The organism is Cellulomonas alba (assembly GCF_030362835.1).
Classification (GTDB): Bacteria; Actinomycetota; Actinomycetes; order Actinomycetales; family Cellulomonadaceae; genus Cellulomonas; species Cellulomonas alba.
In genome coordinates this window covers 474311-497859 of the sequence record NZ_JAUCGQ010000002.1, presented here as the reverse complement: position 1 = coordinate 497859, position 23549 = coordinate 474311, and the positions used below count along the sequence as shown (strand labels likewise).

Here is a 23549-nt window from a genome sequence, read left to right as displayed (position 1 = left end):
GCCGCCGGCCGCCGGGTCAGCGCGCCCGGACGGTCACCACCTCGGCGTCGGACGTCGAGCCCGCCCACTGGTCCGTGCTCGGCACGAACGTGGCCGTGATCGAGTGCTCGCCCGCGGCGAGCGAGACCTTGGCCGACGCGTGACCGCCCCCGCCGACCGTCGCGGTGGCGACCACGGTGTCGCCGTCACGGAACTCCACCGTCCCCTGCGGCCCCTTCTTCGGGGAGACCGTCGCCTTGAGGTTCAGCTGCTGGCCGACCTTCGTGCCGCCGGTCACCTTCAGCTCGGTGCTCGTCGGCGAGCCCACCACGGGCGCCGCCGTCACCGTGAGAGGCAGCGTCACGGTGGTGCCCGACGGAGCGCCCACGAGCGTCAGCACGTGAGCGCCGGCCGCCGTCCCCGCGGGGATCGTCGACGTCACCTGCGCGGCGCCGTTCGTGACCGGCGCCGCGCCGATCTCGTCGCCGTCGAGCCGCACCGAGAGCGCGGTGTTCTGCGGCGAGCCGAGGCTCGTGAGGTCCAGCCCACCGACTGCGAGGTCGAGCGCGGCTCCGGCCTCGATGGTCGTCGGCACCGTCGGCACCTGGACCGCACGGCGAGCGAAGCTCGGCGTCAGGCCCGGATGGTCGCCCAGGTACGCGATCCAGGCCTCGCGGTCGACCAGTCCGGAGTCGCGCGCGTCAGCCCCCTGCGCCAGCACGCGGAAGTTGTCCCCGCCGCTGGTCAGGAAGGAGAACGTGCCGATCCGGTAGGTCGCGGCCGGGTCGAGCGCCTTGCCGTCGACCGTGACCGACGTGATGTGCGATCCACGCGGCGCCGCCGGGTCGAAGGTGTAGGACACGTTGTCCGACAGCCCGAGCTGCAGGTACGGCCGCGTCGGGATCGTGCCGTCCGCGTTCGTCTGCCACTGCTGCTCGAGCATCGTCTTGACCTGCGCGCCCGTCAGCGTCGTGGTCCAGAGGTTGTTGACGAACGGCAGCACCGAGTTCGCCTCGGCGTACGTGACGATCCCGTCCGCCGCCTCCGCGCCCGACCTCGCGTACATCAGCTCGGCCCGCAGGCCGCCGGGGTTGACGACGCCGATCTGCGCGCCGCCGCGGTCGGGCGACGCGAGGGTGTCGCGCAGCGCGTTCGCCACGACGTCGCCCAGCGTCGACTCGCTCGCGCGGTCGTCCCGGGTCCCGCCGGCGTACGTCCCGCCGACGTACGAGCCGCCCGAGAACGCGGTCGTGATGTCGGCGCTGACCGAGCCGACCTGCTGCTTGCCGACCTCGTCGGCCGCCGCGAGCGCCTTCGTCACGATGTCCTGGACCTTCGCGGCGCGCGGGTAGGCGGCCACGAGGTCCGCGTCCGGCGTCGTGGTCCGGGCGACCAGCTCTTGCGTGTGCGCCGTGACCTCGTGCGTCGTCGCGTCGACGTCCAGGACGACCTTGCCGACGAAGTCGCCGTAGTCCTCGGCCTGGACGACCGGCCGCGTCGCGGTGGCCGATCCCGGCACCGGCGCCTCCCACGCGTACGCCTTGTGGGTGTGGCCGGTGAAGATCGCCGCGACCTTGGGCGACGTCTTGGTCACGATGTCGGTGAACGCGCCGCCGGCCGCGACCTCCTCGTCGAGCGTCGCGCCGTCCGGCGTCCCGGCGCTCGCACCCTCGTGGTACTCGGCGACCAGCACGTCGGCCTCGCCGTTCGACGGGTCGCCGTCCGTGAGCTCGCCCGCGACGCGGTTGACCGCCGCGACCGGGTCGCCGAAGTCGAGCGATGCGATGCCGGCCGGGCTGACGAGCGACGTCGTCTCCTTGGTGACCGCCCCGATCACGCCGACCTTGAGGCCGCCCATCGTGAGGATCGCGTACTCCGGGAGGACCGGGTCGGTCGTGCCCTTGGCGTAGACGTTCGCGCCGAGGTAGTCCCACGTGGCGTTCTGGCCGCCGTCGATCACGCGGTTCTTCAGGTCGTCGAAGCCGCGGTCGAACTCGTGGTTGCCGACCGCCGAGGCCTGCAGGCCGAGCGCGTCGAGCACGTCGATCGTCGGCTGGTCCTGCGCGACGGCCGACGCGAAGAGCGACGCGCCGATGTTGTCGCCCGCCGCGAGCAGCGCCACCGGCCCGCTCGCCGCGGCACGCTGCTGCTCGATCGTGCCCGCGAACTTCACGGTGTTGGCGTCGATGCGTCCGTGGAAGTCGTTGAAGTCGAGGAACGTCAGCGGGATCGTTCCGGCGTCGGGTCCGTCGGACAGCCCGACGACCACCGGGTCGTGGTCGGACGAGCGGTACGGGTCCGGCGCGTAGAAGAGCGTGCCGTGGTAGTTGTACCGGCTGTACTCGAGCGCGACCGACTCCTCCGCGTTGATCTCCCAGGTGTCCTCGCCCGTCGCGCGCTTCAGTGCCGCCGCGTTGAGGAGCACGTGGTCGAGCGAGCCCGAGAGGCTGCCGAACGAGTACGACCACTGGTCGTGCGACAGCGTCGGCGCCGCGTCCGAGTAGCCCGCGTCGTAGAGCACCTGCAGCGGGTCCTCGCGCGTGTACGAGTTGAAGTCGCCGACGAGCGCGACGGACCTCACGTCGCCCTGGATCGTCGGCACCCAGTCGCGCAGCGCGGTTGCCTGCGCGACGCGGCTCGCGTTGGACGAGCCCTGCCCGTCACCCGAGTCGGCGTCGCCCGGCAGTGGCCCTGCCGACCCCTTGGACTTGAGGTGGTTGACCACGACGAGGATCGGCTCGCCGCCGCCGACCGGCCGGAACGTCTGCGCGATCGGCTCGCGAGCGTTGGCGAACGCCTCGTCTCCCTCGCTCAGCGTGCCGAGCGCGTGCGACGCACCGACCCGCTCGACGGCTGCCTTGCGGTAGATGATCGCGTTGGTGATGACGTCCATCTGCGCCGCCGGCGGCAGCTCCGCCGACGACGGGACGTAGGCCCAGACGTCGTCGCCCGCAGCCGCATTGAGCGCGTCGACCAGCGTCGCGAGCGCCTCGTCGGGGTGCCCGTCGACGACCGCGGAGTTCTCGATCTCCATCAGACCGACCACGTCGGCGTCGAGCGCGTTGATCGCCTTCACGATCTTGGCCTGCTGGCGCGCGAGGCTCGCCGAGTCCCACGCGCCGCGCGGGTCGCAGCCGTCCTTGACCGTGATGCCGTGGCCGTCGCGGTCGGTGTACGCGGTGCAGCCCGCGGTGTCGACGCCGAGCGTCGTGAAGTAGTTGAGCACGTTGAACGACGAGATCCGCAGGTCGCCGCCCACGTCGGCGGGGTGCGCGGTGCGGTTGTTCGTGAAGCTCACGGGCGACGCGCCGCCGGCGACGACCTGCGCCGTCGGGTCGAGCTTCCACGCCGAGTTGCGGTAGTCGACGATCATCGGCGCGCTGAGCGTCGCGCGCTCGCCGACCCGCAGCGGGTCGGACAGCGAGATGTACGGCGGCGTCTGGCTCTGGTTCGCCGCGAGCAGGAAGTTCGTCGTCGCACCGTCGTCGAGCACCACGCCGCGGGCGGCGTTGTCCGCGGCCACGGCGGCGGCCTCGGGCGTGCCCGGGCGCGCGACGTCCGTCGGCTGGAGCAGCGGCTTCCTGCCGGTCGCCAGCCCGACCTCGCCGTACTGGTTCGTCGCGTACGTGTCCGTGACGGTGAACGTGTCCGTCGGCGCGAGAAGCATCGACTCGATCGCCTCGCGGGCCGCCTCGGTGGTCGGCCACGCGCCGGTCGTCGGTGTCACGGCGGCATGGCCGCCCGTGTCGGTGACGCCGCCCGCCGGGACCGTCAGCTCGGTGAGGCCGTTGTACTCGCTGACCGTTCCGGTGACCTGCACGTTCTCGCCGACGGCGACTCCGGCGACGGTCGCAGGCGAGAAGACGAACACGGCGTCGGACGCGGTGCGGCCGGCGTCGAGCGGGCCGCCGGTGCCGGCGGTCTGGATCACATAGCCGTTGAGGCCGCCCGTCGGGTACGCCGCCGTGACGACGCCCGTCGTCGTCACCGACTGGCCGACCAGCGGCGACGCTGCGCCGGTGCCCTGGATCTCCGCGATCGTGTGCTCGGTCGGGCCCGACGGCGGCGTGGAGCCGGCGGCCTGCGGGGTCGGCGCACCGGCGGTGAAGTCGGCCGCGTTGTCCGCGGTGTTGGTGTGGGACGCGCTGCGCGACACCGACGTGGTGTTCGACGCGCCGGGTGCCGGCGCCGTCCCGGCGTAGCTCGAGGCGGTGGAGCCGTAGCCGACGAGGTCGACCACCGACGCCTGCGACGCGCAGCCCGTGCTGCACGTCAGCGGCGTGCCCGAGCTGACGAGCGCGACCTTGCCCGCGCTGCCGCTGAGGTTGATGGTGCCGTCGACGTCGACCGTGAGCGCGGACCCGTTGGCACCGGACGCGCCGCCGACCAGCAGGTAGCCGCCCGCGGCGATCGACCCGGAGAGATCCGTCTTGTTCGCCCACGACGAGCCGGCCGCCGAGGCGTACTGCACGGACCAGCCCGCGAGCGACACCGCGGACGACCCCGGGTTGTAGAGCTCGACGAAGTCGCGGTTCAGCGGCGCGCCCGAGTTCCCTCCCCCGCCGTACACCTCGTTGACCACGACGGCGGCAGCCGGTGAGACCGCGGCGTGCGCGGCACCCCCCGTCGCGACCGCTCCTGCCACCAGGACGCCGAGGGCCGCGAGGCCCCCGGTCGCCGACCTCACCACTGCGTGCACGTCGAGCTCACCTTCGTCGGGGAACACGTCACAGCCGGCACTCAGGCCGGCTGCGTGATCACCCTGTCGGGGGAATCCGAAATGTCGCAAGTACTAGGTGGTAACACCTGGATGAACTTGTCCCACGGAGTGGGATTTCGGCCCGCGGAGGCCTTCCACGGTGACCGGCGCGCACGCCGCGCCTGTCACCGCAGAGCCCTTACCGCCGCGTCCGTCACGCGCGCAGCGTCGCGCCGAACCGACGTCCTGCCTCCGCGACGACGGCGGCACGCACCGCCGCGGTCTCCGCCGCGGTGAGCGTGCGGTCGGCCGCGCGCAGCCGCAGCGAGAACGCGAGCGACCGGTTGCCCGCACCGACCTGGTCACCCGTGTACACGTCGAACAGCCGCACGTCCTCGACCACGTCGCCGGCCTCGCTGGCCGCGGCGCCCGCACGCACCGCGGCGAGCACCTCGGCCGCGGGCACGTCGGCGGGGACGACGAGAGCGACGTCCTCCTTCGCGACCGGGAACGACGAGACGGGCGTCGCCTCGACGGGGCCCTCCGGGGCGGCCGCGAGCAGCTCGTCGAGGTCGAGCTCGAACGCCGCCGTGCGCGGCGGGAGGTCGTGGGCCGCGACGACGTTCGGGTGCAGCTCCCCGGCATGGCCGACGAGCGTGCCGTCCGCCGTGGCGAGCCGCGCGCAGCGTCCCGGGTGCCACGGCGCGTGGTCGTCGTTCGTCACCACGAGGTCGACACCGACCGTGCGCGCCACCAGCAGCGCGGCCTCGATGGCGTCGGTGTGGTCGACCCGGCGGCCCGGTCCCCACCAGCCGGCGGGCTCGCGCAGGCCGGCCAGCACGCCGGCGACACGGCGCGGCTGCGCCGGCACCGCGGCGTCGAGCGCCTCGAGGTCGGCGTCGGACGGGCGCACCCCGCCGGGCAGGCGCGGCGCGGCCGGGGCGTCGGCCGCGGGACGGGCGACGAGCCCGACCTCGAACACCGCCAGGTCCGCGTTCCCTCGCGCGACGTTGCGGCGCGCGGCGTCGATGAGCGTGACGAGCAGGTTCGTCCGCAGGTACGGCTGCTGCTCGGCGAGCGGGTTGGCGAGCCGCACGGCGCGACGCCGCGGGTCGTCGTCGGGCACGCCGAGCGCGTCGAGCTGGTCGACGCCGACGAACGGGTACGTCAGCACCTCGACGAGGCCCGCGTCGGCGAGAGCGCGCGCGACCGAGCGACGGGTGCGCTGGTCCTCGGTCAGGCCGCGTCCCGCGGGTGCGGCGGGGAGGACCGACGGGATGGCGTCGTAGCCGCGCAGCCGCGCGACCTCCTCGACCAGGTCGACGCCGACCGTGAGGTCGGGACGCCACGACGGCGGCCGGACGAGCACCCGGCCGGGCCCGGCGTCGGAGAGCTCGCAGCCGATCGTGGTGAGCGTGTCGCGGACCTCGTCGTGCGTGTACGGCACGCCGACGAGTCGGCCCGGCAGGTCGAGGTCGAGCTCGAAGGCCGGCGCCGGCCCGGTCAGGTCGACGTCCGTGATCGCCGGCTCGGCCACGCCACCGCCGTGCTCCGCGAGCAGGGCGACGACGCGCGCGACCGCGACGCGCGGCAGCTGGGGGTCGACGCCGCGCTCGAACCGCTTGGACGCCTCGCTCGGCAACCGGTGGCGGCGCGCGGCGCGCGCGATCGTCACCGGGTCGAAGTGCGCGGCCTCCACGAGCAGGTCCGTCGTGGCGGGGCCGACCTCGGTCGACGCGCCACCCATGACGCCCGCGATGCCGATCGGTCGGCTGCCGCGCGCGCCGTCCGGCGAGTCGGTGATCAGCAGGTCCTCGGGGTCGAGTGCGCGGTCCACGTCGTCGAGCGTCGTGATGCGCTCGCCCGGCGCGGCGCGGCGCACCACGATCGGCTCGGCGAGCGCCGTCAGGTCGTACGCGTGGAGCGGCTGCCCGAGGTCGAGCATCACGTAGTTCGTCACGTCGACCGCGAGGCTGATGGGCCGCATGCCCGCCTGCTGGAGCCGGCGCTGCATCCACGCGGGAGACGGGTCGTCGGCGCGGACGCCCCGGATCACCTGCGCGACGAACCGGTCGCAGCCCGGCGTCCCGTGGATGGGCGCGGTGTCGTCGAGCTCGACGCGGAAGCCACCGCCGGGCGCGGGCTCGGTCGGCACCGGCAGGGCGGGGTCGGTGAACCGTGCGCCCGTCGAGTGCGAGTACTCGCGGGCCACGCCGCGCATCGAGAAGCAGTACCCGCGGTCGGGCGTCACGTTGATCTCGAGCACCTCGTCGCCGAGGCCGAGCAGCTCGCGCGCGTCCGTGCCGATCGGCGCGTCGATGCCGAGCGTCGACAGCACGATGATCCCGTCGTGGTCCTCGCCGAGGCCGAGCTCGCGCGCCGAGCAGATCATGCCGTCGGACACGTGCCCGTACGTCTTGCGCGACGCGATGGCGAACGGCCCGGGCAGCACGGCGCCGGGCAGCGCGACGACCACGCGGTCGCCGACGTCGAAGTTGTGCGCGCCGCAGACGATGCCCCGAGGGGCTCCGCCGGGCTCGTTGTGCTCCGGGCCGACGTCGACGCGGCACCAGTTGATCGTCTTGCCGTTCTTCTGCGGCTCGGGCGTGCGCTCGACCACCTCGCCGACGACGAGCGGGCCCGTCACGGCGGCGGGGTGGATCGCCTCCTCCTCGAGGCCCACCCGCACGAGGTCGGCGGCGAGCTTCTCGGCCGTGAGGCCCGCAGGCAGCTCGACGTGCTCGGCCAGCCACGGCAGCGGTACGCGGGGCATCAGATCTCCGTCCCGAACTGGAGGGAGAACCGCACGTCGCCCTCGACCATGTCGTGCATGTCCGCGATCGCGTGGCGCAGCATGAGCGTGCGCTCGATGCCCATGCCGAACGCGAACCCGGAGTAGACCTCGGGGTCCACCCCGCACGCGCGCAGCACGTTCGGGTTGACCATGCCGCAGCCGCCCCACTCGATCCAGCCGGGGCCGCCCTTCTTCTGCGGGAACCACAGGTCCATCTCGGCGGACGGCTCGGTGAACGGGAAGAACGACGGCCGCAGGCGCGTCCGCGCCTCGGGACCGAAGATCGCCTGCGCGAAGTGGTCGAGCGTCCCCTTGAGGTGCGCCATCGTGAGGCCCTTGTCGACCGCGAGGCCCTCGACCTGGTGGAACACCGGCGTGTGGGTCGCGTCGAGCGCGTCGGTCCGGAACACTTTGCCGGGGCACGCGATGTAGACCGGGAGGTCGCGCTCGAGCAGCGTGCGCGCCTGGACGGGGCTGGTGTGCGTGCGCAGCACGAGGCCGGCGTCGCCCTCCACGTAGAACGTGTCCTGCATCTGGCGCGCCGGGTGGTCGACGCCGAAGTTGAGCGCGTCGAAGTTGAACCACTCGGCCTCGACCTCGGGCCCCTCGGCGATCTCCCAACCCATCGACGTGAAGATGTCGGCGACGCGCTCCTGCAGCGTCTCGAGAGGGTGGCGCGCGCCGCGGGGGCGCCGGTCGACGGGCAGCGACACGTCGACGCGCTCCTCGACCAGCACGCGCGCGTCGCGCTCGGCCTCGAGCGCGGCCTGCCGGTCCGCGAGCGCCGCGTTGACGCTGCCGCGCGCGGCACCGAGCAGCCGCCCGGCGGTGCCCTTGTCTGCCGGGGCGAGGGCGCCGATGCCGCGGTTCGCGAGCGCGAGCGGGCTGTGCTCGCCGAGGTGCTCGGTGCGCGCCGCCTTGAGCGCGTCGAGGCTGCCGGCCGCGCCGAACGCGGCGATGGCGGCCTCGACGGCGTGCTCGACGCCTGCGTCGTCGAGCGGGGAGAGCGTCTCGAGCGGGGACGGGCTGTCGTGGGACATCCGGGCCTTCCAGGGTTCGGGGGCGGCCCGCCGCCGCTCGGGCAGGGGCCGTGGCCGCGCGCTCGAACGGCGCCGCGACCGGCTGGGAAGTCTAGTGGCGCCCGTCCCGGGGCTGCGTGGGGCGTCCGCCGACGACGCGGTCGGGGGACGTGCTCACGTGCGCGTCAGCGGCGCGGCCCGGGAACGGGCCCGGGAAATCGGCGACCACTGCGCGGCGTCATGCGTTCATGGTGCCACGCGTCACCGCGGCGCTTCCAACGCGATGACGTCGACGGGTGCGTAGAGCGGACCGCCGCCGCGCCCCGCCCCGGGGCGGGACTCGACCAGCAGCACCTCGTCGACCGTCCACGCCGGTCCGGAGTACACGGCGAGCGCGCGGGCCACCGCCTCGGCGTCCTGGCCAGGCTCGGACGCCGCGACGGGACGCCCCGCGCGGGCGTCGGGCGCCGACGAGCCGCCGGGCCGCGACGTCCGCCGCCGGGGTGGCCGCGCTCCGGGCCGGACGCGCCCGATCGTCAGGTGCGGGCGCTCGCGGGGCCGTGAGTCCGGTGCGGCGCCTGCCTCGACGCCGGACTGGACGCACGCCCCCGAGACCGCCCGTTGGGCGTCGACCGCTCCCCCGACGCCGACCCACAGCGTCCGGTGCGAGAACACCCCGGCCCCACGCAGCGCGAGCTCGTACGGCGCGACACCGGCCAGTGCGGACCGCAGACCCGCCGCCAGACCTGGCAGCGCGCCGTCGGGCAGCTCGCCGTAGAAGGCCGCGGTGACGTGCCACGCGTCGCGCGCGCTCCACCGGATGGAGGACGAGAGCGCCGCGGGGCCGCCGCGCACCGTGGCGAGCGCGAGGTCGAGGTGGTCGAGAACGTCGTCGGGCGGCCATACGGCCGCGAAGAGCCTCATCCGCGGGGCGCGCGGTGGGCGCGGCCGCTCGCGTACAGGCACACCGTTGCGGCGGTCGCGAGGTTGAGCGACTCGGCGCGGCCCCGGATCGGCACGCGCACGGCGGCGTCCGCGAGCGCGCGGTCCTCGTCCCGCAGACCCCACGCCTCGTTGCCGAACAGCCACGCCGTGGGCCGCGCGAGGTCCGGCAGGCCATCAGGTGCCGCGCCCGCCACGTCGAGGAGGTCGTCGAGGTCGTGCTCGCCGGTGCCGTCCGCGGCGAGCACCGCCAGGCCCGCGGTGCGCAGCGCGTCGACCGCGGCGGCCAGGTCGAGACCCTCGACGACCGGCACGTGGAACAGCGAGCCCGCGGTGGAGCGGACGAGCTTCGGGTTGTGCACGTCGACGCTCGCGGCGGACAGGAGCACCGCGTCCGCGCCCGCCGCGTCCGCCGCCCGGATCACGGTGCCGGCGTTGCCCGGGTCGCGCACGTGGGCCAGCAGCGCGACGAGCCGAGGCGCACCGTCGAGGACGGCACCGAGCGACGCCGCGAGCTGGTCGACCACCGCCACGACGCCCTGCGCGTCGGCGCTCATCGCGTCGACCACCTCGGGCGAGGCCAGCCGCAGCCGGGTGCCGGCGCCCTGCGCGATCTCGGGGTAGCGGTCCGCCGCGGCGGGCGTCAGATAGACGTCGTGGACCGGCGCGGCACCCGTGACGGCCTCGCGCACCGCCTGCGGACCCTCGACGAGGAACCGGCCGGCGCGGTCGCGCACCGAGCGCTGCGCGAGCGCCCGCACGGCCTTGACCCGGTCGGCGCGCGGGTTCGTGAGGAGGTCCGCGAGCGCACCGGGTCCGTCAGCCACGCCCCGAGGCTAGCGCCGCGCGGGTGGCCGGCCCGTGCCGCTGCCTCCGGATCAGCGACCCGCCGCCGCCTCGGACGCGGGCTCGCCGCCCGGGTGCGTCGACGCCGGCGTCGCGACAGCGGGGGCCGCGCGCGGCACGGGCGACGGACGCAGCGCTCGCACGCGTCGGACCGCGCGTGCGAGTCGCCGACGCACGAGCCGCGCGAGGGAGACCCGTCCGCGACGCGGCGTGGCCTCCGCCGCGCGCCGCGCCGCCGCGAGCTCCGCGTCGGCCCGCGCCCGGTCGCGCCGACGCGACATCCGCACGTGCCGGCCGTACTCCGCCTCGTGCGCCGCGGCACCGACGTACGCGAGGTGCTCGGCCCGCGTCACCCACGGCGTCGCGGCCGCACGCTCGAGCACGAGCGACTCGGGGGTCGCGCCGGTCACCTCGAGGCCCAGCCGCGCGACGGGCGCCGCGAGCGCCAGCTGCGTCGCGAGCCCGACACCTGCCGTACGCCACCGGACCTCGTCGAGCGGGCGCTCCGCGTGCCACGCCGCGAGCGTCGCCCGCACGGCGACGGCGTCGCCCCGCGGCTCCCCGGCCACGTCGAGCACGCGACGGCCCGACTGCTCCGAGACGTTCAGCCGGACACCGTCGAGCTCCGCGACGGGCGCCGGCGCCGCCGAGATGCCGGCGCGGGCCGCCAGCTCGTGCAGCAGCGCGTCGAACCGCCCGCGGAACCGGTGGTTCGAGAACTCCGCCCAGTAGCGAGCCCGCGCCGCGTCGGCGAGTCCCGTCGCCCACGCCGAGTCGTCCGCCGCGCGCTCGATGCCCGCCGCGAGCGCCTCGACGTCGGCTGGCTCCACGAGGCACGCCTGTGCGTCGTCGAGGACCTCGGGGACGCCGCCGACGCGCGTCGCCACCACAGGCGTGCCGAGCAGCATCGCCTCGAGGAGCACGAGCGGCATCGACTCGGAGCGCGACGCGAGGACGAGGCAGTCGGCGGCCGCGATGTGGCGCAGCGCGGTCGCCTTCGGCACCTCGCCGACGAGGGTCACCGCGTCGACGAGCCCCGCGGCGACGGCCCGCTCGAGCTCGGCGCCGTACGGCGCGTCCCGCACGCGGCCCACGACGCTCACGTGCACGGGCAGGTCCGGCCGCCGTGCGCGCAGCTGCCGGACAGCCGCGAGGACGTCGAGCTGCGCCTTGAGCGGCTGCACGGTCCCGACCACAGCGAGCTCGAACCGGTCGGCGGGCATCCCCAGCTCGGCGCGCAGCGAGCGACGCTCGCGACCCGAGAGCTCGGCCGCGATCCGCCCCTCCTCGGCGCAGGTGTTCGGCAGCACGAACGTCCGTTCGGGCGCGAGCCCGGCCTCGTCCGACCACCGGTCGCGCGCCCGCCGCGACACGAACACGAAGTCGTCCTGCGCCGGCATCAGCACGTCGCGCACGTGCGCGCGGTTCCAGACGTCCGTCGCGTAGAAGTCGAACGCCTCGGGCTCCTCGTGGAGGATCGCGACCTTGTGCGACCCGGAGTGCTCCGGGAACCACCCCGTCCGCTGGTGAGTCACGTACGAGCCGAAGCCGTTGACGAGATGCAGGCGCACGCCGCTCGTCCGGTGCTGCGCGGCAGAGCTCGTGTACGCGAGCCCGTCGCCCGGGTACTCGGGCGGCAGCGCGTTGCCGACGACGAGGGTGCTGAGCGCCGACCGCGAGAGCGCGTCGAGGTAGAACCGGTCGGTGAAACCGATGCCGCTGTCGCGCCGGCCGACGTACATCGTCAGGTACGCGACGTCGTAGCCCGCGGGGTTCTCCGCCGCCGTCGTCGAGCCGTTCATCTCTCCCCACCGGTGCGTGCCGTCGGGTCAGCATGCCCACGCCGCGCGCCGTCGCGAGCACCGCTGCAGGGTGGGGCCGGAACTGTTCACGCCGCATTCGGGTGCCGGCCACACACGTCGCCTGGAGGTCGGCCGCCGTCCACCTGCGCCGCCTAGCATCCGGCGCGTCCGAGCCGATCGCCGGCCGGACCGCGACGTCGGGAGGGCGCCCGTGAACCAGGTACGCCGCAGGGGGCGCGCAGCGCTGAGGCGCGTGCGGGCATCGCTCGTGCGAGCGGTGCGTGGCACGCTCCGCCGCGTCGCGCGGCGCGGGCGCCTGACGCCGCACCTGCGGCTCAACCTCCGGCACGCGGACGTGACGTCGAGCGTCACCGCGACGGCGACCGCGGTCTCGGCGAGCTCGCGGCTCGAGCGTGTGCAGCTCACCCAGGCGGCGCTCGCCCACGCGCAGACGCTCGGCGAGTCCCGGCGCAGCGCCCTGCGGTCGGCGGGCGTCACCGTCGGCGTGCTGCCGTGGCACGCGCTGCCCGGCGCGTTCTCCGCGCTGCTCGACGTCGGCGAGGCGGCCCGCGCCGCCGGCGAGACGACCCTCGCGGCCGACGTCTTCCGCTTGCTGGCGGCCTCGCGGCCCGCGTCGCAGGCGAGCTGGCGCGGCCTCGCGCACGCGCTCGACGCCACGGGCGACTTCGCCGGCGCCCAGGACGCGGCGACGCGGTACGCCCAGCTGACGGGCGAACGGATCACGCTGGGCCACGCCGACGTCGGCGCATGGGACAACCCGGAGCGTGCGGCCACCCTCGACGCCGAGCTCGCGGAGCTCGCGGCCGGCGTGACCGTCGACGACCTCGTCGACGGCTGGGCGCGGGCGGAGGCGGCGCTCGCAGCGGGCGCCTCGACCGGGTCCGTGGTGCCGGTGTTCGCCGCGGCGCTCGCGAGCGTGCGCCGCGCGACCGCGCACGAGCGACCCTCGCCGGGGTTCGGCGCGACGTTCGACGCGGTGCTCGCGCGGACGGTCACCGCAGGCGAGCCCCTGCACGCCGTCGAGCCGCTCGTCGACGCCGTGGTGCGCGCCCGCCGTGCGCCCGACGCCGGCCGCCTCTCCGCGGACGACGCGGTGCTGCTGCGGACCCTCGACCTCTCGGGCCTGCGCGAGTACCTCGCCGGCCGGTCGGTCTGCCTCGTCGCGAACTCCGCCCGGCTGCTCGAGCACCGCGTGGGCGGCTTCGTCGACGAGCACGACGTCGTGGTCCGGTTCAACTCGTTCCGGCTCGACGCACCGCACACCGGCACCCGCACGAACCTCCACGCGACGATCCACCTGCACGACTTCAACTGGTCGCACCCGGTCGACGTCCGGCTCGTGTTCAGCGGCAAGCGCGACCTCTGGCGGACGTCCGTCGTCGCGCACGTCGACCCGCACGCCCAACGGTTCCTCGGCGACGAGTCGCTGCGCTGGCCGGCCCGGACGCTGTTCTCCGAGGAGGACCGCCTCCGCTTCAAGGTGCCGACCACGGGCTTCAACGTGCTGCGGCTGATCGACTTCCTCGACGTCAGCACCGCGATCGACCTGGTCGGCTTCGACTTCTACGCCGGCGGCGCGTACCGCCTCGACCAGGCGATGCACCTGCCGGTCGCCGCCGCCCACTCGTATGACGCGGAACGCGCGTGGGTGATGGATCGCGCCGTCTCCGCCACCGACATCACGATCAGCCTGAGGTGACGACGATGACCCAGCCGACCTCCGACGCGGCCCGCGGCCCGCGCGCCTTCGTGTCGTTCGTCGACGACGCCTACTTCCCCGGCTTCGTCGTGCTGCTCAAGAGCCTGACGCTGACGAACCCCGACCTCGACGCGGACTTCGTGGTGCTCCACGACGGCCTCGACCCCGCGCACGTGTCGCGCGCGCTCGCACTGCGTCCCGACCTCCGGTTCGTGCGCGTCGACGCCGCGCGCTACGAGCGTTACGTCAAGGGCGACGCGTCGAACTACCTGTACACGAAGGCGTACTTCATCCTCGACGCGTTCCGCCTGACCGGATACCGCACGCTCGTCACGCTCGACACCGACATGGTCGTGCTCGACCGGCTCGACGAGCTGTTCGAGCTCGACGCACCGCTCGCCGCGGTGCCCCAGCTGTTCGACGCGGACGGCGGCCGCAAGCTCAACAGCGGCCTGCTCGTGATCGACGGTTCGCTCACGGACGGCACCTTCGCCGACGGGCTCGACGCGATCGGCGAGAGCGGCGCCTACGAGCTGGACCGCCACGACCAGGGCGTGCTCACCGCGGCGCTCGACGGCGACTACGTGCGCCTGCCCCGCCGGTTCAACTGGGTCAAGCGCGCGACCAAGCGCGGCGACGCGGCGCCGGCGGACGTGGCGATCCTGCACTTCACCGGCAAGTTCAAGCCCTGGGACGGCGGCGAGCACGGCTACCGGCTGCTCGAGGACCGCTGGGACGCGTACGACCTGCCCGACGCCGACTTCCTCGCCGCCGTCGGCGACCTCGCGGAGCAGGGCCACCTCGCGTCGACCGCGCGTGCGACGTACTACAAGGAGCGCGCCCGGCAGCTCCGCGACGGCGCGGGCCACGCCGGCGCGCCCTCACCCGAGCTCGCCGCGCGGGGCGAGGACGTGCTGCCCGCCGCGCAGCGCCTGCGCGAGGCGGGCGACTTCGCCGGCGCCGCGCAGCTCCTCGAGCGCCGCGCCCTCGAGCACGGCCGGCTCGACGCCGACTACGCGCTCGCACTCGCGCAGGCGTACGTCGCGGTCTCCCGCTACGACGACGCGCGCGTGCTCGCCACGACGGCCGTCACCGGGCCGCGGGCAGCCGACGCGCACCTGCTGCTCGCCGAGATCGCGTGGACCGTCAACGACCTCGAGACCGCCCGCGCGCAGGCGCGCGAGACGCTCGCGCTCGACCCGCTGCGGCACAAGGCTCGCCTCGTGCACGCCCGCGCGGGGCGCCCCCGGGCCGACGCGGGCGTCGACTCCCCCACCGACCCGGGCGGCGTCCCGCTCGCGCACGCCGCGTTCTACGTCGACGACCTCGGCAACTACGGCGACCTGCTGCTGCCCGTCGCGGTGCGCGCGGCCGTCTCGCACGTGCGCGCCGTCTCGTCGTGGGAGGGCCTGCACGTGCACCAGGTGCTCGACGACGACGCCGTCGAGCGGGTCAACCAGACGCGCGGCCTGCTCGTCGGCGGCGGCGGCCTGTTCCTGCCGGACACCGCGCCCAACGGGAACTCCGGCTGGCAGTGGAACGTGCCGGACGCGAGCCTGGACCGGCTCGACGTGCCGCTCGGGCTCGTGGCGGTCGGCTACAACGTGTTCGAGGGACAGCGCTTCGTCGGGAGCCGGTTCCGTGAGTCGCTCGTGGGGGTCGTCGAGCGGGCGGCATTCGTGGGCCTGCGCAACCACGGCTCGATCGAGCGCGTCCGCGACCTGCTGCCGCCGTCGCTCGCCGACCGCGTCACCTACCTCCCGTGCCCGACGACGGTCCTCGGCCTGCTGGGCGACCCGAGGTTCGCCGACCCGATGACGCCCGAGCCCGCGCCGCGGGCGGATGCCCCGGTGGTGTACCTCAACGTCGCGTACGACCGCTCGGCTCTGCGGTTCAAGGACGACTACCCGCGCTTCCTGCGGGAGATCGACCGGTTCGTGCGAGCCGTCGAGGGCCGCGCGCACGTGCGCGTCGCCGCGCACACCATCCCGGACGAGCGCATCGCGATCGACCTGTACCGCGAGCACGGCACGCGCGTCCCGGTCGACAGCTTCTTCCGGCTCGGCATCGAGACGACGACCGCGCTGCTCCGCGCCGCCGCGCTCGTCATCGGCATGCGGGGCCACGCGGGCATGATCCCGATCGGGCTCGGCACGCCGATCGTGAGCCTCGTCTCGCACCCGAAGCTGCAGTACTTCCTCGACGACGTCCGGCACCCCGAGTGGGGCGTCCGCGTCGACGACCGCGACCTCGGCCGTCGCCTCACCGAGCTGACGACGGACGTGCTCGACCGGCCGGACGCCTACCGCCGGGACGTGCACGCGGTCCGCGAGTCACTGCTCGCGGCGACGCTCGACACGCTGGGGCCGTTCGTCGCCTCGATGTGAGGCGCCGCCCTCGGCGACCCTCAGGCGAGCGCGACCGCGAGCGCGGCGGCGGTGACCACCACGGTGGCCGCGACCTCCCCGAGGCCGATCGCCCGCGCGGAGGGCCACGGACGGCGACGCGGCACCACGACCGCGCGCACCAGCAGCCCGAGCGCCACCGCGACGAGCACACACCCGACCACGGGCGGCAGGACACCCGTCGCCGCCAGTACCGCCGCGACGACGAGCAGGAGCGCGTGGTACGCCCGCGAGACGGCGAGCACCGCGACGCTGCCCCGTGCCCGCAGCAGGGTCTTCACGTAGGGCACCGTCCCGAGGAAGTAGGCGCCCACCACGCCCGCGACCGCCCATGCGCCCGCATCCGCGCCCCCCGGGGGCACCAGCCACGACCCGCGCGTCGACCCGTGGGTCCCGAGCCCCGCGGCGACGACCGCCATGAGCGCCGCGGCCAGCACGGTGACGCCGTCGTTCAGCCAGGACCGGTCCGCGCGTCGCGCCGAGCACCGCAGGCTCACGGCGAGCAGCACCGCGTACACCGGCGCCCACCCCAGCAGGCTCGGCGCGCTCGCCACGAGCGCGACGCCGAGCACGGCGGTCGCCGCGGCGTACGCCCGCACCGGCGCCAGGTACCGGGGCCGGCGCGACGCACGCAGCCACAGCGCCGTGGCGTGGAACGCCAGGTACGCGGCGAGCCACGCCGCGAGCAGCAGCACGTGCCGCCAGGCGGGGCCACCCACGACGGCGCCGACCACGACGGGTACCACGAGCATCGCCCACGCCCCGTGCTCGCGCGGCACCCACCCGGGACCGCGCCGTCGCCGCGGCGCACTCTTCGTCCCTGGCTCCGGAGCCGCCGTCACGCCGACCATGCGCCGAGCATCACGGCGGTGCCGCTCCGGCGGCCCGGACCTTCGTCCCGGCACGACGACGCCCCCGCCACCACGAGGGTGACGGGGGCGTCGACGGTCAGGCGGGGCTGCCGCTCAGGCAGCGGCCTTCGGAGCGTTGACGTCCGCAGGCAGCGCGTCCTTCGCGACCTGGACGAGCGCGGCGAACGCCGGCGCGTCGTTCACGGCCAGCTCGGCGAGCAGACGGCGGTCGACCTCGACACCCGCGAGCTTGAGGCCCTGGATCAGGCGGTTGTAGGTCAGGCCCTGCTCGCGCGCCGCAGCGTTGATCCGCTGGATCCACAGCTTGCGGAAGTCGCCCTTGCGCACCTTGCGGTCGCGGTAGGCGTACACGAGGGAGTGGGTGACCTGCTCCTTCGCCTTGCGGTACAGGCGCGAGCGCTGGCCGCGGTAGCCGCTGGCGCGCTCCAGGGTCGAACGGCGCTTCTTCTGGGCGTTGACCGCCCGCTTCACGCGTGCCACGTGATGCTCCTTGCGTCTAGGGCTCGAGGTGAGCCGGGGGCGCGGTGGGCGCGCCCGCCGGGATCACTTGCCGAGCAGCTTCTTGATCTTGGGGGTGTCGGCGGCGGAGACCACCACGTCGCCGGCGATGCGGCGCGTGCGGCGGCTCGACTTGTGCTCCAGCAGGTGGCGGCCGTTCGCCTGCTCGCGCATGACCTTGCCGGTCCCGGTCACCCGGAAGCGCTTCTTGGCACCGGAGTGCGTCTTGTTCTTCGGCATGGCTGCCGTGTCTCCTTCGTTCTCGCCGCACGGGTCCGTGCGGCTCGTTTCTCGCGGACGTCGGGCGGGCCGGCGTCCGTGGTTCTGGGTCAGCTCGACGCGGGGGGCGCCGTCCGTCGGGCAGGCGTCGGGCGGGGCGTCGGCTTCGGCGCGCCACCCGGGACCGGCTTGGGGGTCGCCGCGGTGCCCGACGCGGCCGCACGCGGCGCCGCGGGGCGCGGGGCGGACGGACGCGGGGCCGCGGCGCGAGCCGCCGGACGCGGCGTGGCGGGCGCCTCGGTGGGTGCCGGCGCCGCGGCGGCGGGTGCGGCCTCGACCGGAGCGGCGGCCGGCGCCGGAGCGGCGGCGGGAGCCTCCTCAGCGACGGCCGGGGCCGGAGCAGCTGCGGCCGGGGCAGCAGCGACGGGGGCCGGCGCGGCAGCGGCCGGGGCCTGGGCAGCGGCGGCCGGGGCAGCAGCGGCCGGAGCCGCAGCAGCGCGGGCCGGCGCAGCGGCGGCCGGAGCCTCGGCGGCCTGCGGCGCCTGAGCGGCCGCCGCGCGGCGCTGCTCGCTGCGCTGCTCCGCCTTCTTCTTGACCGGGCCGAGCACCATGATCATGTTGCGGCCGTCCTGCTTCGGCGAGCTCTCGACGAAGCCGAGCTCCGCGACGTCGTCGGCAAGACGCTGCAGCAGGCGGATACCCATCTCCGGGCGCGACTGCTCGCGGCCACGGAACATGATCATGACCTTGACCTTGTCGCCGGCCTTGAGGAAGCGCTCGACGTGGCCCTTCTTCGTCCCGTAGTCGTGCGGGTCGATCTTGAGCCGGAAGCGGATCTCCTTGAGGACCGTGTTGGTCTGGTTGCGACGCGCCTCGCGCGCCTTCATGTCCGCCTCGTACTTGAACTTGCCGAAGTCCATGATCTTGACCACGGGCGGACGGGCGTCGGGTGCGACCTCGACCAGGTCGAGGTCGGCGTCCTGGGCAAGGCGCAGGGCGTCCTCCACGCGGACGATGCCGACCTGCTCGCCGTTCGGGCCGACCAGGCGGACCTCGGCGACGCGGATCCGATCGTTGATGCGGGGCTCGCTGATGTGGTGCTCCTCGGGTGAGTCGTGATCGACCGCCAGGAACGAGGAAGGCCCCCGTCCTGGTCACAGGAGGAGGCCTCGGCGAGCCCGCACGCGGCGTGACGCAGCACGCCGACGGTGCCGTTCCGGCTGCGCCGGCCCGGCCACGGGCTGGGACCCGGTCCCTGTCGACGACTCGTGGTGCATGAGCCGTGCGGTCGGGACCCAGGTGGGAGAGGTCTCCACTTGTGCGCCCGGGCACGAGGCCCGGGTCAGTCAGCGAACAAGGCTACCAGACGAAAGCCGCCGTCCCCGCTGGCGGCCCTCCCTGCTGGCCCTCCCTGCTGCCCCTCCCGCTGGCCCTCCCGGCGGACCGCCCCGCCGCCCAACCGGTCGAGGCCCGACCCGGGGGCGGTCGGGGCGGCCGTCCGCGCGATGGGAGAATCGCACCATGTCCCCGAGCGAGCCCGAGAGCAGCAGCACCACCGCCGAGGCGCAGGCGGTGCGCGACATCGCCGACGTCGCCGCCGTCGAGATCATCACGACCGCCGCCGTCCACCTCATGAGCGCAGCCGCCGTGAAGTGCGGCCTGGCGGAGGACGGGCCGGACGGGGCCGGTTCCGAGCTCATGGACCTCGACGAGGCGCGCAAGCTCATCACGGCGCTCGCCGCCCTCGTCACCGCGTCGGCGCCCGACCTCGGCAACCAGCACGCCCGGTCGCTGCGTGACGGCCTGCGCTCGCTGCAGCTCGCCTTCCGCGAGGCCTCGGCCTACCCCGACGCGCCCGGCGAGGGCCCCGGCGAGAAGTTCACCGGCTCGGTCGTCTGACCGCCGCGCGCGCCCGGGTCCGCACCGCCGCACGGCGGACGCGCGTCGCGCGGCCGGCCCGGCCCACCGCGTGCGACGCGGCGGCCGGCTCGGCCACGTCCGCGTCGCGCGGTCTCGCGTCCAGCTCCAGGGCCGGGTACGGTCGCGGCGCCGGGACCTCGGGCGAGAGCGCGCCGCCCTCGGGCGCGCCCGCAGGAGCGGCCTGCGACACCGGTCCGTCCCCCGTCGCCACTGCCTCGACGGCGCGCTCCTCGACCTGCGCGTCGCCCGCCGGCGCACCGCCGACGAACCGCAGCGCAAGGAGCCCCGCGGCCGCGATGCCGCCGCCCACCGCCGCCGCGGTCAGGAACCCGGCGCCGGGCGAGACGCGGTCGATCGCGATGCCGCAGATCGGGGCACCGAGCGCGTTGCCGACGGTCGACATCGTGCCGCTCCACCCCATCACCTCGCCGCGCCGGTGCTCGGGCACGATCCGGACGAGCGCCGCGTTGATCGACGCGAGCGCGGGCGCGCACGGCAGCCCGGCGACGAACACGGCGATCGCGAGGCCCACCGGGCCTGAGACGAGTGCGGCGGGCGCCGTCGCGAGCCCGAGCAGCGCGACGAGCAGCAGCGGCGACGGCGTCCGTCGGCTCGCCCCGTGGATCAGCCCGCCGACCACCGAGCCGCCGGCCCAGATCGCGACCATCCAGCCGACGTCGGCCGCCCGCCCGTGGCCGTTCAGCGCGGCCACCAGCGACACGTCCGTGCCGATCAGCACGAAGGACGCCGCGACGGCCGCGAGCAGCACCACGACGAGCGCGGGCCCGAGCAGCCGCTCGCGAGCGCCGTCGGCGGGCACGACCGGAGCGTCGCCCTCGGCGGTCGCGGACCGGGTCGGCGGGTTCGCCCACATCAGGAGCGCGCCGGCGGCGACGGTCAGCGAGCCGACCACCGTGAGCGCCACGGTCGTCGACACCTGCGTCGCGAGCAGCACGCCGACGACCGGCGACAGCATGAACGTCAGCTCGACGAAGACGGAGTCCAGCGCGAACGCCTCGCGCTGGCGCGCGAGCGGGACGAGCACCGAGAGCGACTGCCGCGTCACCGAGAACACCGGCACGAGGAAGAGCCCCGCGACGAACGCCGCACCGACGAGCGGCCAGTACGCGAGGTGCGGCGCCGCGAGCCAGACGGCGGACTCGACGAGCACCGACGGCGCGATCGCCCGGCGCAGCCCGAAACGGTCGACGAGGCGCCCGCGCCAGGGCGAGCCGATCGCCATGCCCACGGTGAGGGCGCCGCTCACGACGCCTGCCTGCCCGTAGCCGTGACCGAGCGTGGAGACGACGTGCAGCGTCAGGACGACACCCACCATGGCCGCGGGGATGCGCGCGACGAAGCCCACGCCGTACAGCCGGGCGACACCGGGCAGGCGAAGCACGGCCGAGTAGGGGGTGGACATCCGTCGATTGTCGCAACCGCGCGCGAGCGATGCGGCCGCGCGACGGGTCCCCGGCGGGTGACCTCGCCGACATCCCGGGACGCGGATGGCGCTCGTGTGGAGGTCCCCGATGAAACTGGCGCCCGTTTCGTGGTGCCTTCGGGCGTCGCGCGGGCCATGCTGGGCGGAGCCCGTCACCCACCATCGCTCCTGGAGACCGCCATGGCCGACGCGCCCAAGTTCGACCCGACATCGCTGACGACCACCGCCGCGGACGCGCTCACCGTGCGCCGCGTGTACGGCGAGGCGTACGAGAGGGGCGGGGCCACGGTGATCCCCGTCGCCCGTGTGTGGGGCGCCACCGGCACGGGTGCCGGCGGCGGTGAGGGCGAGGGTGAGGGCGACGGCGGCCTGCCGATCGGGCTGTGGGCCCAGCGGAGCGGTCTCGGTCGCTTCCGCCCCGGCGCAGCAGCCCGGGTCACGGCGTCGGCGGACGACGACGCGACCGAGCTCGCTACCGACGAGGGCTCTGCGGACCTCGCGTCGGACGACCAGCACGGCGACCACACGCACGGGCACGGCCACGGGCACGGCAGCGGCAGCGGGCACGGCGGCGGCGGAGGCTTCGCGGTGCACGTGCGCGCCGTCGGCGTCTACGTGATCGACGACCGCGGCGTCCACTGGCGACCCGCGGTGGACGTCAACCGCGTGATCCTCGGCGGCCAGGCCGTCGCGGCGACCGCTGTCGCGGCGCTCGGGTTCGCGGTCGCCGTCAAGGCCGCGTCGTCCGCGGTGTCGAAGAGCATCGCGAGCATCGCGAACGCGATCGCCCTGCGCTGACCCGGACGCGCCGGTCGGCCGAGGGGCACGCCCGGCGCTGGAGCGCGCAGGTCAGCCGCGGCGCACCCGCATCCCCTTCCGGCGCGAGCCGCGGTCACCCCGCGGTGCGCAGCCGTAGCTCCAGCGAGTCGACGCGGCGCGCGATCGTCTCGTCCGACGCGAGCGCCGCGTTCACGCGTGCGAGCACGCCGTCGAGCCCGGCACGGTCCAGCCCCGGTACGAGTGTCAACACCACCGCGACCTCGGCGCGCGTGCCCGGGACGGCGTCCGCCGACACGACCGCAGCGATGCCGCGACCGGCACCCGCGACCGCGTCGCGGACGTCGGCGGCGACGGCTCCCCCGCGCACTGCGGGCTCCCACGCGGCGCCCTGCGCGAGCGCCCAGACCGCGGGCCGTGGCACGAGCACCGTCACGGGACCGCCCGGGTCGACGACGACGAGCTCCCAGCCCTCGCTGACGGCCGAGAGCGCGGCGCGCGGCACGTCCGTCGGAACCGGCCGTGCGTCGGGCCGCCACGCACGCATCGCGTCGACCGACGTGAACACCGGCAGCGCGGTGCGGCCGTCGGGTGCCTGGAGCGCGACGATGCCGGCCGACGCCTCCTTGTCGACGGTGTGCTCGCGCCCGTCGTGGACGACCGTCTCCGTCGCCTCGAGCTCGGCGAGCACCGGTGCGAGCACGCGCACGCCGACCAGCGCGGCCACCACGTCGGCGACGTCCGCCCGGCCCGCGGCGTGGTCCGCCAGGACCGCGGCGACGCGCGGGTCGGCCGTGCCGTCGTCGCCCGCGAAGCGTGACGTGGGCGGCAGCTCGCGACCCGCCACGGTCACGGCCGCCCGGCGACGTCCAGCGCCTGCGGGAGCGTGAACGCGCCCGCGTAGAGCGCCTTGCCGACGATGGCGCCCTCGACGCCCGACGGGACGAGCTCGCGCAGCGCGCGCAGGTCCTCGAGGCTCGACACGCCGCCCGACGCGACGACCGGCGCGGACGTCCGCGCGCACACCTCGCGGAGCAGCTCGACGTTCGGGCCGCGCAGCGTGCCGTCCTTCGTCACGTCCGTGACGACGTAGCGCGCGCAGCCGGCGTCGTCGAGGCGCGCGAGCACCTCCCAGAGGTCGCCGCCCTCCTGGGTCCAGCCGCGTGCCGCGAGCGTCGTGCCGCGCACGTCGAGCCCGACCGCGACCTGGGCGCCGTGGCTGGCGATGACGCGCGCCGTCCACTCCGGGTCCTCGAGCGCCGCCGTGCCCAGGTTGACGCGCGTCGCGCCGGTCGACAGCGCGCGTTCGAGCGAGGCGTCGTCGCGGATGCCGCCCGACACCTCGACCTTGACCCCCTTGCCGGCGAGCTCGGCCGCGACCTCGGCGAGGAGCGGCGCGTTCGAGCCGCGCCCGAACGCCGCGTCGAGGTCGACGAGGTGGATCCACTCGGCGCCGCCCTCGTACCAGTCCAGCGCGGCCGTCAGCGGGTCGCCGTAGCTCGTCTCCGAGCCGGCCTCGCCCTGCACCAGGCGGACGGCCTGGCCGTCGGCGACGTCGACGGCGGGCAGCAGCTCGAGGCGGTCGGACATGCGCGGTCTCCCGGGGGTGGTGT

General features: G+C 75.2%; 17 protein-coding genes. 4 read left to right on the top strand and 13 right to left on the bottom strand.

Annotated features, from left to right (window positions below; translation table 11 throughout):
- Positions 1 to 16: 16 nt before the first annotated feature.
- From QRT04_RS14955 to QRT04_RS14930, 6 genes are all read right to left on the bottom strand, one after another.
- Positions 17 to 4678: an ExeM/NucH family extracellular endonuclease gene (locus tag QRT04_RS14955; protein WP_289456323.1), complete on the bottom strand. Its 4662-nt coding sequence runs from the start codon at positions 4676 to 4678 to the stop codon at positions 17 to 19.
- A 214-nt stretch (positions 4679 to 4892) separates the two neighbouring features.
- Positions 4893 to 7451, bottom strand: a complete 2559-nt coding sequence (pheT, locus tag QRT04_RS14950) for a phenylalanine--tRNA ligase subunit beta (RefSeq protein WP_289456322.1) — start codon at positions 7449 to 7451, stop codon at positions 4893 to 4895.
- A complete protein-coding gene (gene pheS, locus QRT04_RS14945) occupies positions 7451 to 8512 on the bottom strand; it encodes a phenylalanine--tRNA ligase subunit alpha (RefSeq protein ID WP_289456321.1) in 1062 nt (353 codons plus the stop codon). The genes pheT and pheS overlap by 1 nt, the downstream gene beginning before the upstream one ends.
- A 240-nt stretch (positions 8513 to 8752) precedes the next feature.
- Positions 8753 to 9415 carry a 2'-5' RNA ligase family protein gene (locus QRT04_RS14940; RefSeq protein ID WP_289456320.1) on the bottom strand — a complete coding sequence of 221 codons (663 nt, stop codon included), beginning with the start codon at positions 9413 to 9415 and terminating at the stop codon, positions 8753 to 8755.
- Complete coding sequence (locus QRT04_RS14935; protein ID WP_289456319.1) at positions 9412 to 10260, bottom strand: TrmH family RNA methyltransferase; 849 nt, start codon at positions 10258 to 10260, stop codon at positions 9412 to 9414. The genes QRT04_RS14940 and QRT04_RS14935 overlap by 4 nt, the downstream gene beginning before the upstream one ends.
- A 51-nt stretch (positions 10261 to 10311) precedes the next feature.
- Positions 10312 to 12081, bottom strand: coding sequence for a glycosyltransferase family 4 protein (locus QRT04_RS14930; RefSeq protein ID WP_289456318.1), 1770 nt, complete (start codon positions 12079 to 12081; stop codon positions 10312 to 10314).
- Between the two features lie 277 nt (positions 12082 to 12358).
- On the opposite strand from QRT04_RS14930, the gene QRT04_RS14925 reads away from it, so the two are divergent.
- Together QRT04_RS14925 and QRT04_RS14920 are read left to right on the top strand one after the other, a co-directional pair.
- On the top strand, positions 12359 to 13801 hold the full coding sequence (locus QRT04_RS14925) for a glycosyltransferase family 29 protein (protein ID WP_289456317.1): 1443 nt from the start codon (positions 12359 to 12361) through the stop codon (positions 13799 to 13801).
- 5 nt (positions 13802 to 13806) lie between these two features.
- Positions 13807 to 16188: a glycosyltransferase gene (locus QRT04_RS14920; RefSeq protein WP_289456316.1), complete on the top strand. Its 2382-nt coding sequence runs from the start codon at positions 13807 to 13809 to the stop codon at positions 16186 to 16188.
- A 20-nt stretch (positions 16189 to 16208) separates the two neighbouring features.
- On the opposite strand, the gene QRT04_RS14915 is transcribed toward QRT04_RS14920, so the two are convergent.
- The 4 genes from QRT04_RS14915 to infC all read right to left on the bottom strand — a co-directional run bounded on the left by QRT04_RS14915 (position 16209) and on the right by infC (position 18841).
- Positions 16209 to 16985 (bottom strand): YwiC-like family protein, encoded by a 777-nt coding sequence (locus QRT04_RS14915; RefSeq protein ID WP_289456315.1) that lies wholly within the window; start codon positions 16983 to 16985, stop codon positions 16209 to 16211.
- A gap of 186 nt (positions 16986 to 17171) precedes the next feature.
- The gene (rplT, locus tag QRT04_RS14910) at positions 17172 to 17558 is read right to left on the bottom strand and encodes a 50S ribosomal protein L20 (RefSeq protein WP_289456314.1); all 387 of its coding nucleotides are present in this window, start codon (positions 17556 to 17558) and stop codon (positions 17172 to 17174) included.
- 63 nt (positions 17559 to 17621) lie between these two features.
- Positions 17622 to 17816 carry a 50S ribosomal protein L35 gene (gene rpmI, locus QRT04_RS14905; protein WP_013883985.1) on the bottom strand — a complete coding sequence of 65 codons (195 nt, stop codon included), beginning with the start codon at positions 17814 to 17816 and terminating at the stop codon, positions 17622 to 17624.
- A gap of 89 nt (positions 17817 to 17905) precedes the next feature.
- Positions 17906 to 18841 carry a translation initiation factor IF-3 gene (gene infC / locus QRT04_RS14900; RefSeq protein ID WP_289456381.1) on the bottom strand — a complete coding sequence of 312 codons (936 nt, stop codon included), beginning with the start codon at positions 18839 to 18841 and terminating at the stop codon, positions 17906 to 17908.
- A 475-nt stretch (positions 18842 to 19316) separates the two neighbouring features.
- Here infC and QRT04_RS14895 point away from each other — a divergent pair, with 475 nt between their 5' ends.
- The gene (locus QRT04_RS14895; protein ID WP_289456312.1) at positions 19317 to 19694 is read left to right on the top strand and encodes a DUF1844 domain-containing protein; all 378 of its coding nucleotides are present in this window, start codon (positions 19317 to 19319) and stop codon (positions 19692 to 19694) included.
- Here QRT04_RS14895 and QRT04_RS14890 read toward each other — a convergent pair.
- Positions 19675 to 21138 (bottom strand): MFS transporter, encoded by a 1464-nt coding sequence (locus QRT04_RS14890; RefSeq protein ID WP_289456311.1) that lies wholly within the window; start codon positions 21136 to 21138, stop codon positions 19675 to 19677. The genes QRT04_RS14895 and QRT04_RS14890 overlap by 20 nt on opposite strands.
- 201 nt (positions 21139 to 21339) lie before the next feature.
- Between QRT04_RS14890 and QRT04_RS14885 the strand changes: the two genes are divergently transcribed.
- On the top strand, positions 21340 to 21957 hold the full coding sequence (locus QRT04_RS14885; RefSeq protein WP_289456309.1) for a hypothetical protein: 618 nt from the start codon (positions 21340 to 21342) through the stop codon (positions 21955 to 21957).
- A gap of 94 nt (positions 21958 to 22051) precedes the next feature.
- On the opposite strand, the gene QRT04_RS14880 is transcribed toward QRT04_RS14885, so the two are convergent.
- Positions 22052 to 22783, bottom strand: a complete 732-nt coding sequence (locus tag QRT04_RS14880; RefSeq protein ID WP_289456380.1) for an SseB family protein — start codon at positions 22781 to 22783, stop codon at positions 22052 to 22054.
- Positions 22784 to 22785: 2 nt separating this feature from the next.
- A complete protein-coding gene (priA, locus tag QRT04_RS14875) occupies positions 22786 to 23526 on the bottom strand; it encodes a bifunctional 1-(5-phosphoribosyl)-5-((5-phosphoribosylamino)methylideneamino)imidazole-4-carboxamide isomerase/phosphoribosylanthranilate isomerase PriA (protein ID WP_289456308.1) in 741 nt (246 codons plus the stop codon).
- Positions 23527 to 23549 lie beyond the last annotated feature (23 nt).